10 protein-coding genes and 1 tRNA gene are annotated in these 11,658 nt (G+C 42.0%); 6 read left to right on the forward strand and 5 right to left on the reverse strand.

Annotated features, from left to right (window positions below):
- Positions 1–197: 197 nt before the first annotated feature.
- From ACYJZR_RS01835 to ACYJZR_RS01855, 5 genes are all read left to right on the forward strand, one after another.
- A complete protein-coding gene (locus tag ACYJZR_RS01835; RefSeq protein WP_406966291.1) occupies positions 198–938 on the forward strand; it encodes a hypothetical protein in 741 nt (246 codons plus the stop codon).
- Between the two features lie 210 nt (positions 939–1,148).
- A complete protein-coding gene (locus tag ACYJZR_RS01840) occupies positions 1,149–2,006 on the forward strand; it encodes a DNA polymerase (RefSeq protein WP_193294739.1) in 858 nt (285 codons plus the stop codon).
- 20 nt (positions 2,007–2,026) lie between these two features.
- Positions 2,027–3,475 (forward strand): ATP-binding protein, encoded by a 1,449-nt coding sequence (locus ACYJZR_RS01845; RefSeq protein ID WP_406966292.1) that lies wholly within the window; start codon positions 2,027–2,029, stop codon positions 3,473–3,475.
- A 236-nt stretch (positions 3,476–3,711) separates the two neighbouring features.
- A complete protein-coding gene (locus ACYJZR_RS01850) occupies positions 3,712–4,371 on the forward strand; it encodes a hypothetical protein (protein WP_140062845.1) in 660 nt (219 codons plus the stop codon).
- 70 nt (positions 4,372–4,441) lie between these two features.
- Positions 4,442–5,470, forward strand: a complete 1,029-nt coding sequence (locus ACYJZR_RS01855) for an ImmA/IrrE family metallo-endopeptidase (protein WP_180795755.1) — start codon at positions 4,442–4,444, stop codon at positions 5,468–5,470.
- Positions 5,471–6,522: 1,052 nt separating this feature from the next.
- Here ACYJZR_RS01855 and ACYJZR_RS01860 read toward each other — a convergent pair.
- The 4 genes from ACYJZR_RS01860 to ACYJZR_RS01875 form a co-directional block, all read right to left on the reverse strand.
- Positions 6,523–6,705: a hypothetical protein gene (locus ACYJZR_RS01860; protein ID WP_461715837.1), complete on the reverse strand. Its 183-nt coding sequence runs from the start codon at positions 6,703–6,705 to the stop codon at positions 6,523–6,525.
- A gap of 9 nt (positions 6,706–6,714) precedes the next feature.
- Complete coding sequence (locus ACYJZR_RS01865) at positions 6,715–8,241, reverse strand: anti-phage dCTP deaminase (RefSeq protein ID WP_406966484.1); 1,527 nt, start codon at positions 8,239–8,241, stop codon at positions 6,715–6,717.
- A 156-nt stretch (positions 8,242–8,397) separates the two neighbouring features.
- Positions 8,398–9,582: a tyrosine-type recombinase/integrase gene (locus tag ACYJZR_RS01870; RefSeq protein ID WP_406966485.1), complete on the reverse strand. Its 1,185-nt coding sequence runs from the start codon at positions 9,580–9,582 to the stop codon at positions 8,398–8,400.
- A 10-nt stretch (positions 9,583–9,592) separates the two neighbouring features.
- Entirely contained in the window at positions 9,593–9,955 is a 363-nt protein-coding gene (locus tag ACYJZR_RS01875) for a hypothetical protein (protein WP_406966486.1), read from the reverse strand.
- 168 nt (positions 9,956–10,123) lie between these two features.
- Between ACYJZR_RS01875 and ACYJZR_RS01880 the strand changes: the two genes are divergently transcribed.
- Positions 10,124–10,687 carry a hypothetical protein gene (locus ACYJZR_RS01880; protein ID WP_406966487.1) on the forward strand — a complete coding sequence of 188 codons (564 nt, stop codon included), beginning with the start codon at positions 10,124–10,126 and terminating at the stop codon, positions 10,685–10,687.
- A gap of 862 nt (positions 10,688–11,549) precedes the next feature.
- On the opposite strand, the gene ACYJZR_RS01885 is transcribed toward ACYJZR_RS01880, so the two are convergent.
- Positions 11,550–11,625: transfer RNA gene (locus tag ACYJZR_RS01885), tRNA-Ile, on the reverse strand.
- Between the last annotated feature and the right edge of the window lie 33 nt (positions 11,626–11,658).

The following is an 11,658-nucleotide window of genomic DNA, read 5'->3' on the forward strand; positions in this document are numbered from 1 at the left end:
TCAACTCTACAACATTGCTGTTTAATGCAAACCAACGAGACGGAACGCCTTCTCGATGCTCTTTAACAATCTGGAAAGTAACGCTCTACGATTTTTGAATGTTGATTTAGCAACTTAATGGGTAGCTGAATGGCTGCCTATTGCGATGCTGAATTAAGTCGCATCAATTATCTATTGATAACTTAGGAGAGAATGAAATGAGTCTATTTGAAAAACTAAATGAACAGGCTGAAAAAGTAGCTAACTTCAAAGCGCAGATTCCTAGTAACGCATTGTCAAACATGATGCCGTCAGATGGTGTTCCATTTATGACGAAGTCTGAAGTACAAAAAATGCTAACGATTGAGCGATACGATGACGAGACAGGATATAAGTATACATATTATGTAGATGCCGATGTTGCACAGTCCTTACCAAAAAAAGAAGTATCTCAAAAGATACTTCATGTTCTGCAAACGACAAAAAACGAGATTCGCCTAGTTCTATTGAGTAGCAATCCATCAAACTCTTGGAACCGCAGCAAGCTAGACGCGGTGAAGGCGAGTGCTGAGGGGAAGGTTATCTCCGTAAAACGTAACAAAGAGGCTGGTGTCTATAGTTACTCGCTTGAGCATGATATCGCCCCATTCGATGTTGATATGTCTCTTGTAGCGAAAGCTTTTGATGAAACGTTTGGTGGAGAGTATCACATCGATTCCCTAGAACATCCTGTAGCTCAAGCGTTGTTAGAAAATAAAGGTGAGTTTGTTGACGTCGTTGACGGTGATACTGAACAAAAGCCAGTGAGTAATGACGACGCCGACGATGAAAGAGTGAGAGATCCTTCCGAAGATGGAATTTTCTCGGACGACTCTGAGCCGTTAGAAGAATTGGAAGAAATCGAAATTGAAGATGAGATTGACCTTGATGATTTGGATTTCGATGATATTGCAGCATGAATTGCAATAGTACGTTATGGTCTTGGACCACATACCTATGCGCTGAATAAACAGTTACTTGCTCACTCTGTGCAAGGTTACCTACCTGACCATATTGCTCAAGAGGTTAAATCTGTTTCAAGCTTGCCCCCTTTAGATGTTCAACGTCGCATTACCCGGCATATAGAGCATCTAAAGAGTAGAGAAGCGATTAGAGTAAATCGTGCTGCAATGCTTAAGCGAATTGGTTCGTACTCACAGAAAAAATCGGGTACAAGCCAATTCGTAGCTAAGCAATATCAAGGCATTGTTAAAGCACTAAACACAGATTCTACCGGACATTGGTATCGTCCGGTCGTCTCGGCTTTTCATACTAAAACAGGTCGTGACCATGCTCTTGGTTCTTCTCTGAACCAAGTTCCTAAGCAGTACTGGAAGTCTGTACTGAGCCCACCTAAAGGCAGTGTTTATGCCCTTTTAGATTACCAGCAACAAGAGCCCATGATTGCCGCTTATTTTGCGCAATGTCAGGTGCTCATGCATTGGTACCAAAAGGGAGACATATACAAAAATATCGTTCAGTTAGTTGGCGGCCAATTTAGCCGTGACCAGTGTAAGCAAATGCTCATTGGGCGCTTATATGGTATCGGTTATCGGACACTCGCTGAAAAACTGGGGATTGCGTTGAGTCGAGTTAGAGCTCTGTCTAATGAGCTATCTCGTCTTATTTACCCAATTGACCGCTATCTCGCTAAGTCTGCCGATGTTATTCGGCATCAAGGCTTCGCTCGTTCCTTAGATTGGCAATACACCGTTTCGGATTTGGACGGGCAACTCTCGCTAGCTAATTGGAAGATCCAAGCAACAGGTGCCGACATTATGCGCCGAGCCTGTCTACGTCTTGATGATGCCAACATTCCACTTCTACTCACCAACCACGATTCGTTCTTGGTGAGGTTAGAACAAGCACAATTTCAAAACCAATTGGATGCGGCAACTCAGGCTCTCACCGACGCCGCCGCCGATGTTCTAAATGGTTTCCGTTTAAAAGTGGCAGTCGAAATGATGCTGCCATCCCAAGTAAAATAGTATTAAAGGAGATTTTTACAATGGCTGATAAAAATGCATTCGCAGAGTTCTTAGAACAGTTTACCCCTAGCGTAGTTAAGCAGGACGAGTCACGTACACCATATTTGATTGAGCATACCGGAGAGTCTAAGCAAGCTATCCCATTGGCTTCTGATAAGGGAGAGCAGATGCTGCGTAAGTTCGCTAAGCGAGTAGAACTAAGATTGGTTGGTAAAAACGTGAAAGATGCATTCGAGGAAGTCAAAGCTATCGCATGGGAGCATGAGCAGCCGTTGATTAAACCTCAAATTCGATATGGTATGGCTCCGGGATCTGAAACAGTGACCATTGACCTCTCGAACGGTCAGATTGCTCAACTTAGTGCTCAAGGTGTTGAAGTGTTGGATACAATGCCAGCTAGTAATGAGAATCTCTATTTTCAGCGACCGAGCTTTCAGTTACCAATGGATACGCCTAAGTTGCCATGTGACGACACCAAGTCAGCCTTGGCAAAGCTGAGAAAGTTCATTAATACGGACACGAATACTTTCTTCTTGCTGGTCGCTTACATGACTTACTTAATGGCACATCCTAAGGCGAAAGGTGTCCCTTATCCTATCTTGATGATTCAAGGTGAAAAGGGGGCGGGAAAAAGCTTCTTCTGTAATAACGTGCTTCGTGGCTTGTTAGATCCTAGCGCTGTCTCAGCGATGGCTTTTCCTAAGCAAAGTGACTTTGTTCTGACCATCAACGGCATGTCGCTAGTTGTTATTGATAACCTTAGAAGCCTAACTAAGCGTCAAAGTGATTTTCTTTGTACCGTAGCTACCAAGGGAACCATGACGAAGCGAACACTGTACAAGACAGCAGAAGTGACGATGCTAGAGCTACATAGCCCACTAGTATTAAACGGTATTCATGATTTTGTTAAAGAATCCGACTTAGCTTCCCGTTGCCTCCGAGTCAACTTGGAACCGATGAAGAAAGGTGATCGACGTCCTGAACAAGAGCTGAAAGCAGAGTTAGAAGCATCAATGCCAGAGATATTCGGTGCCTTACTGACTCTTGCATCCAAAGCGTTGGCGGTATTGCCTGATGTTGAGGTGATGCACGAAGCGCGAATGATGGACTATGCCAAATGGATAGGAGCGCTAGAAAAAATTTGGAAACTCCCAGAGGGTAAGCTGCAAAAAGTGTACGAGAAGAATGTAGAGTCGCTGATGGCGTCGGGTATGGCAGATGATAGTCTAACGATTGCTTTTACGGCATTGCTTAAGAAAGCTGGAGGTAAGCCGTGGAAGGGCAAGCCTTCCGAGCTTCTGAATAAGCTTCAAGAGTTTGAAGAAAGCATGTACCTACCTAAAGGTGCAGCGGCGTTGTCAGCAAAGATTAAGGGTCAAGAATCGAGTTTGAATGCGAATGGCATCTACTTCAAGTTTGGACGAGATGCAGAGCGTTACATAATGGTTTCAGATAAACCTTTGATTTAATCAACACATCCGGCATCGGTGGCTTTGGTCATCGGTGTCGGATTTTTTTGTTTTAGTGCTGCCGTCGACGACGTCAAAGCCTAGGTATAGAGCGTAATGTCTATATAAATCGAATAATACTCACATTAAAAGCCAATTCATCAGTTAACAAAATCCATTTTTCGCCTCTTTCTAGTTGACTAAATTTCAAATCGGCAAGATAATTGGTTTACAAAATCAAAAAAGAGCCTGAAAGTATGAACATCGAACAATTCGAATCTCCATTTGTGTTGTGCCCCGAGTTACAAGAAGAGCATTTAGAGTTCGTATCTAAAAGAATGCTACAAATCGTTGAGATGACACTTCAATCTAATAGTTCAGAGTATGATGATAACTATACCTTTGAAACGAGTATTTTTGGTAGGACTCGACAGTTGTTCTTTAAATTGGCGGAAGATAAGTCTATCCCGTGGCTTACTATTGCCAGTAAAACTATGGACTACGTTCCTAAAATCTGTACTATCCCTGTTCGCGTTTTTAAAGACGACCCTTCTAATCCCAAAAAAGGAAAAGTTTTCTTTAAAAATGATTGTGAGCAATCTCAACTAACTCTTTTTGATGACCTTGAGGGGAATTCGATTGATTTAACTTGGCGTCTCTTTATTCAAGCTCCTGCTACTGTTGAAGATACAGGAAATGAGCTAGAAGATTTAGAGGATGACTATCGAGTCGTTCTAGTTGGATATGACTCAATTACAAAACAAATGAAATCTGTCTGGCAATCCAATTCAACGGCAAGGCATGTACCATATCCTGTCGAAGATGCACTTCCTGCTCCTGCTGAAGTGAAGAAAGTTGAAATTGAGCCATTGAGAGATAAAGAAGAAGTACCAAATGTGGCTGAGGACGATGTTTAGTAATCGCGAAGCATTAAGATCATATCGTGGTGATAAGTTACGACTTGCACGATTAGCTCAGGGGTTCTCATTGGAAGAGCTAGGCGAGTTATTAGCAGTAACTCGTCAAAATGTTCATAAAATGGAAGCTGGTCAAGAACCAACCGAAGAGCAACTCCCAATATTATGTAAACACTTAGACGTTAAAAAAGAATATTTTTATAGCGATAGAATAGCACCAGTTGTAGAAGAAGATTGTCACTTTAGAAGTTTACGTTCAAGAACTAAAACATTAACTAATATGGTAATGGCTAGAGCTGAGGTTTTGGATGAATTACTTCAAGGGGTCAGTAAATATTATCCAGCTAGAGAGGTTCTTCTTCCTGAAGTTTCAGATCTATCCTTTGAAAATATAAACGATATCGAAATAGCATCTGAGCGTCTAAGAAAAGAATGGAATATTGGTGATGCTCCCATCGGGAATTTAACGCTCTTAGCTGAAAATGCTGGTATTGTTATAGCTATTATCGAAGGTGTTGATGAAAAAGTTGATGCATTTTCTATATCAAGAAAGTGGCCATTAATAATCCGGAATAACGCTAAAGGTAGTCCTTGTCGGTATCGTTTTGACCTTGCTCATGAAATTGGTCACCTTGTTATGCATAGCGGAATTCAAACTGGTGATAAAGAAACTGAAAAGCAAGCAAACTATTTTGCAAGCTCTCTCTTGATGCCAAGAAGTCTATTTTTAAGTGCGACTAATAAATATCCATTGTTAAAAGGAACTAGAAGTTTAAACTGGAATAGCTTGAAGGTTCTAAAAACTTACTTTGGTGTAAGCTTAAAAGCATTGTTATATAGAGCAAAAAGTTTAGGTTTGATCTCTGAAGATAGAATGCGTTCTGGATATATATACCTTAATAAAAATGGGTACTCAAAGAATGAGCCTCTTGACGACAAAATTCCAGTTGAAGAACCTAGCTTAATTTCAGATCTATTCACTAAAATAGGTCCTGTAAATTGGCATAATTTATTGAAAGAAATAGGTTTGTCTAGACAGTTAGTTTCAAAACTATTTCCAAGTATAAAAATGCCTTCACCATTCATGGAGCTAGTTTAAAGAGCGGCGTCGTCGTACTAATCACTGTCAGCAACTACCGACGGCGACGTCAGTAAAATCATGCGGGTAATCAGGTGATGTGATTTTGCTGGTGGATTTAGGCGTGATTCGGGGCAGGGTTTCTATGTTGATTGTGCAGTGATATTGTGTCAGACCTTCGCTCATAATCGATTGGTCCGCAGTTCAAGTCTGCGAGGGGCCACCATATTCCAGAAGGCTCGTAGAGAAATCTACGGGCCTTTTTTCGTTCTAGTCCTTTCCATATCCGGTCCGCGATTACTTCCGGTAAGCTCTGCTCCATTCGGTCAGCCGAAACTCGCAGCGTAGTCACCACAGTGATGTATTTCCTAGTCCAGAGTGATATCCACCATCAGAACTTTCTCTAGTCTGTACAGCGCGAATCAGAGCAGATACATACCACTCAACACCAGACCCGAACCCCATAAAAACTCGCCACCTAAACCAACAAAAATATAACCAACATCCTGTCCATTAGCTGAAGTTATTAATATAGATATGGGATGGAAAGCTAGTTCAGCGACGGAAGGGACACCCATGATCCAAAAGCTCTCAGAACTAGCCAGTCAGGAAAAAACAGCATTCAATGATGACCGATTACCCTCAGTGGTAATCGGTCTGTTATCTCTTAAGTAATTTAGGTCAGTAATCATCTACACTCCACCACAGCACCAGAAACAACAGCTAATCACTGGACTGGTATTCATACTCAGAACGGAATTACCAACAGCACACTGGATTACAGCGCGAACCTGCTATGAGTTAGGGTGTCAAGTTGGGTTGATGGAATCAGATGGAACTCCCGTCGACGACGACGGCAAACTGGACGGAAAACCTAAATAGGAAATTTACATTAGGGTTCGTGTCCAGCTCGGTATCTAGCCAAAATCGCAGCTAAAGACCGGATAGAGACCGGACCGACGACGCCGTCGCGATAACTACAGAAACTACATCATGCAGGAAGTTAGGCAGGATAAGCCTTAGAGGAAGATTACAGGGGCAGTCTGATGTGACCGACCCAGCGATCTAGGATTTTAGTTGTTGGGGTTAATAAAAGGATTGGTGGCTGGGTTCCTCTCTGCTTGCTTTGAAAGCTGCGTGGATTGAGAGGATACTTTGGCTCTATAAATTTGTTGTTGCCATTGAGGCCAGGCTGTTACAGTCTTTTCAGCCTTCTCCAAATGTTCAACTAGAGCTTTGTTATCAACTTTATTCATCATAACTTCCTATTTATTAGCATTTTTCTCTTTATAAATTTTGAAATACTGGTTTGTTAAAGCAGAGGAGATAACCTCGCTTGCAATATATTGGATTGCATTAGGCTCTAGCCTTAGTTTAGCTGATTCTCTGCTCCAGTCTACAGTATCACCTGAAGGATATTTGCGCTTAATCTCTCGTCCATCCCCTAAGGTCATAGAAAAAAAGTTTAGGAAACTTCTTGGACCAACACCCACAAATGGCTCAAAAGAAACTTTTTCAGCACATAAACGTTCTGAAATTGCATCGCTGTGAAACTCAAAAGCCTTACTTTTGGAATACGGCTCAACATAGACAACTCTCAATACTCCAGCAGCAATTATATGTTTCGCACAGTTATGACATGGGAAAGTTGTACAGTATAAAGTTGTATCTAAAGTACTATTGTTGGTTCTACCACAAGATAAAATCGCTTCCATCTCTGCATGCACAACTCTTCCGTACTCTGTTATATCTCTTAATTTTGTTCTTTTTAGCTTCTCATGCAGTTCGGAGCAGTTATCGAGTTCCAGTTTTTCAATGATATCCTCAATGACCTCTTCAATTGCTCTTTTGTTAGCATCATAACCACGCATGTAGTCCCTACCACTTGGACTATCTACTATCCGTGTTTTTGAACTATCCAAAGTTGGCCAGTACAAACCTCCTTTGGCTCTAGGGACATCATTAGCACCTGTAGATATTATATTATTGTCTTTAGTTAGTACTGCCCCTACTTGTCTTGACAGGTCTGCTGAGCGACTAGATGCTGCAAAAGCCATATACATGGCATATTCATCGAATGTGGGGGTAAGAAATGGATACCCGAAAATTAGCCTAAAAACACGTTCTACATCTGCTCTATTTTTGTTTAGATTTTGATCTTCATCTATAAAGAAGTCAGCTAAATGAAAAGTATCTCTCGTATGTTGACCATGACCGTTATCTGGGCCTTCATCAGCATCTCTTAATATAAGTTTTTCGACTACATCCTTTCCTTCAGTACTTCTACGTTTATTATCTAAAGTTTGAGAGCGGCTTTCGTAACTAGCATGTATTCCCATGACAAATAAACTATTACCATAAGTCTCCCTCAGAGCAGCCACTTCATCGGGATGCTTTAGTGAGCGAATAATCCAAGCTTTCTTGTTTAATGGGCGAGGCTCACTATCCCCTAAAATTTCTGCACGACGTTTAGATATCTCGGAAATAGCAGCGTATGCTAGAGCTGCATTGTTTCCAGTCAAATTACGATACTCATTACCTAGATCCATAAAGTAATTAATGGTTTCCAGCTTTGATAAGCCCTCAGGTTGAGACTGAAGTGCACACAAGAAAGCAGAAGAGACACGAATTACTTCAGGTTTAAAATCGTATAACTCTAGTTCGTCCTTCATTAAATTAATGAATCGACTTAAGTCAGTCCCTACAGCTGAGACTAAAGCTATCACTATTTCGGAATAATCGTCTTCTGAATCTACTGTACCATTTTCCTGTGGATTGCCTTTATTACCCATAAAAACTTTCAACCAATAAAGTAATGCATCAAATTACATAATGATAAGAAAAGCATAAATAGTACAAACATTAGCCACTAAAAATGTTATGTATATCTTATTTAACTTGAAAGATGACCTTAAGTAACCTGAGATAGGGTTACTTAAGGTCAAGAGCTACTTACATCCTCTTACCAACTCAGCCACATTAGCACTAACCTCTCTCAGCCTTGAACTAGCCAAATGAGCATATCTCGTACTGGTTTGTGGCGACTGATGCCCTAACAAATGCTGAACATCGTAGAGCGTGGCATTACCACTATTGATCAGGATTGATGCAAAGCTATGCCTCAAATCATGAATTCGGAAGTTGTCTGTAATTCCAGCAGCTTTCTTGATCCGAGCAAATGCTTTCTTCGGGTGGGCGATAGGTCTACCGGGTGCATCTCCGGCAAAGATATAGGGGTTCTTCGGTTGTTGAAATCGTCGTTGATCATGGATGACTTCCTTAGCTAAATGGTTGAGCAGGACCGTTCTCGATAGTCCCGACTTAGTGTGAGGTAGAAATAGACTCCAGTTGCCGTCGTCGTCGACGGTAAGACATTCCCATTTCGAACTGGTAATTTCCCCGATTCGCATCCCAGTAAGCAGAGCGAATTTCAATGCGTTAGATTGAGTGCGATTCGATTCTTCGTTACATGCCTTGATGAAGCTGGAGACCTCGGCCCGTGAAAGGAATCGCTGTCTTACATTGTTTTCCTTCAACTTCCTGATGTACTGACCGGGATTAGAATCGACATAACCCCATTCCATTGCGAGTCTGAACATGCGGAGGATAAGCGACCGCAAACGATTTACCGTCGCTGGCTTCCTACCTTCTAGTAATCCATCTAACAATTTCTGAATGTCCTGCTGTCCGATATCAGTGATAGGTTTCTTGCTCCATTTCTGATAGAAATGGAGCTTGAGACTACCTGCATCACTTTTGGCTGTGAGCTTGTTCATCATTGCGTAGGGTAAGTAGTGCAGTTCTGAGAACTCTTGGAACGTAAGGACGTTGCGCTTCTCATCGCGAATAGCCTTAGGGTCATTACCGAGAGCAATTTCCCGTTTATGGTCATTGGCAATCTGGCGAGCAGTGTTGATGTCTAGCGCTGGATACTCACCTAGTTGGATGGATTTCTTGGTTCCATGCAGGGTGTATCTGAACAAGAAACGCTTCCTGCCTTGACGGTTAATTATCAGCTTGAGTCCGCAACACAACTCGTCGGTATATTCCGTTTCCTTACTTTTGCTCGTCGTCGGCGTCGGAGGAAGTGAATCAAGTTGGCGCTTATTGAATTTGAATTTTCGAGATTGCATCACCGCCTCCTTAGTCATTCTCGATGGAGAAGTATTGGCATAATTCGGTGAGCAGTGTCTTAGGCATCAGTAGGTAGATACCCTTACCAGAGTCCTCGACAATGCTCAGTGTGAGTACTGCTCCGTAGTCCAGATCATCTTCGAATTCGGTATAGGTCAGTGCTCGCTTTAGCATTTCGATATCGTCGTCGACGACGGCAGAGAGTTCGGAAATTGATGTGAGAAACCAGAGTTCACATTGCAGCTCATCCCATGCCTGTTGGGTTTCTGCGTCATCGTGAAATGGTTCGGTGAGTATGGATTTGATTTGTTCTTGTAAGGTGGTGGTGATTGGTAGACTTGTGATTTGTTGAAGATTAGTTAGCTTAATCATAATTAATTCCATTATTATCAATGTCATAGAGTTAATATGAGTCTAATTTTTAGAATGATTCGGTTAATAATAGTGATACTTTTTTAAGCAATTCAAAAATTAGCTATTGAAATCATAGTTTAATCATATATGATTTACATTGTTCCATAATTGATTTGGAGGATGATTATGAAAATAGATATATCTCAAAAAACATACGAACGCTTGTCTGAGTTAGCTAAAGGCTTTGATACCCCTGATGCTGTAATAAATCGTTTACTGGACTCAGTAACCAAGGTCTCTGAACGTAAGCCTACGATTACCTTTGACCCAAGTAATGAGCTAGATTTTAAAGCTGCTCTATTGGATACAAGACTGGCTGAGGTTTGCATTTCCTACAACGATAAACCTACTCAGTTTCTCGTATGGAACGCAGAGAAGTTTAAGGAATCATCAAATCTGAAGGCCAATCTGTGGTCAGGTTTTCTGAGGGGGTGGAAAGAAAAAGGTATCACCGGAATCACCCTAACCATTTTGGATTCGAGCACTAACAGAACTGTTTTAGAAATAGGACACGCATTGGGGCTTAGCTATGCGGATGCTGTAGTAGTTCAACCACGACATCACCGAGAGGACGAGAATAACTATCTAATTTGGTTTGAGAATGAAGATTTGTCTATCATCGATAAAGTTCAGCACAAAGTTAATAATGACCGCGAAGTATACTTACCAGCTTTCATGCTCAACCTCTAACACCCCAACAACTAAAATCCTAGATCGCTGGGTCGGTCACATCAGACTGCCCCTGTAATCTTCCTCTAAGGCTTATCCTGCCTAACTTCCTGCATGATGTAGTTTCTGTAGTTATCGCGACGGCGTCGTCGGTCCGGTCTCTATCCGGTCTTTAGCTGCGATTTTGGCTAGATACCGAGCTGGACACGAACCCTAATGTAAATTTCCTATTTAGGTTTTCCGTCCAGTTTGCCGTCGTCGTCGACGGGAGTTCCATCTGATTCCATCAACCCAACTTGACACCCTAACTCATAGCAGGTTCGCGCTGTAATCCAGTGTGCTGTTGGTAATTCCGTTCTGAGTATGAATACCAGTCCAGTGATTAGCTGTTGTTTCTGGTGCTGTGGTGGAGTGTAGATGATTACTGACCTAAATTACTTAAGAGATAACAGACCGATTACCACTGAGGGTAATCGGTCATCATTGAATGCTGTTTTTTCCTGACTGGCTAGTTCTGAGAGCTTTTGGATCATGGGTGTCCCTTCCGTCGCTGAACTAGCTTTCCATCCCATATCTATATTAATAACTTCAGCTAATGGACAGGATGTTGGTTATATTTTTGTTGGTTTAGGTGGCGAGTTTTTATGGGGTTCGGGTCTGGTGTTGAGTGGTATGTATCTGCTCTGATTCGCGCTGTACAGACTAGAGAAAGTTCTGATGGTGGATATCACTCTGGACTAGGAAATACATCACTGTGGTGACTACGCTGCGAGTTTCGGCTGACCGAATGGAGCAGAGCTTACCGGAAGTAATCGCGGACCGGATATGGAAAGGACTAGAACGAAAAAAGGCCCGTAGATTTCTCTACGAGCCTTCTGGAATATGGTGGCCCCTCGCAGACTTGAACTGCGGACCAATCGATTATGAGTCGACTGCTCTAACCACTGAGCTAAGGGGCCTTAATAGGTCAACGATTATAGGGGAAGCATTGC

This window comes from Vibrio sp. RC2502 (assembly GCF_054850435.1).

What these genes read in the sequence shown, in the direction of transcription:
- ACYJZR_RS01870 (WP_406966485.1), bottom strand. Translation starts at nt 9,582, where the DNA reads ATGCAATCTCGAAAATTCAAATTCAATAAGCGCCAACTTGATTCACTT.
- ACYJZR_RS01835 (WP_406966291.1), top strand. Translation starts at nt 198, where the DNA reads ATGAGTCTATTTGAAAAACTAAATGAACAGGCTGAAAAAGTAGCTAAC.
- ACYJZR_RS01850 (WP_140062845.1), top strand. Translation starts at nt 3,712, where the DNA reads ATGAACATCGAACAATTCGAATCTCCATTTGTGTTGTGCCCCGAGTTA.
- ACYJZR_RS01840 (WP_193294739.1), top strand. Translation starts at nt 1,149, where the DNA reads ATGCTTAAGCGAATTGGTTCGTACTCACAGAAAAAATCGGGTACAAGC.
- ACYJZR_RS01875 (WP_406966486.1), bottom strand. Translation starts at nt 9,955, where the DNA reads ATGATTAAGCTAACTAATCTTCAACAAATCACAAGTCTACCAATCACC.
- ACYJZR_RS01865 (WP_406966484.1), bottom strand. Translation starts at nt 8,241, where the DNA reads ATGGGTAATAAAGGCAATCCACAGGAAAATGGTACAGTAGATTCAGAA.
- ACYJZR_RS01845 (WP_406966292.1), top strand. Translation starts at nt 2,027, where the DNA reads ATGGCTGATAAAAATGCATTCGCAGAGTTCTTAGAACAGTTTACCCCT.
- ACYJZR_RS01860 (WP_461715837.1), bottom strand. Translation starts at nt 6,705, where the DNA reads ATGAATAAAGTTGATAACAAAGCTCTAGTTGAACATTTGGAGAAGGCT.
- ACYJZR_RS01880 (WP_406966487.1), top strand. Translation starts at nt 10,124, where the DNA reads ATGAAAATAGATATATCTCAAAAAACATACGAACGCTTGTCTGAGTTA.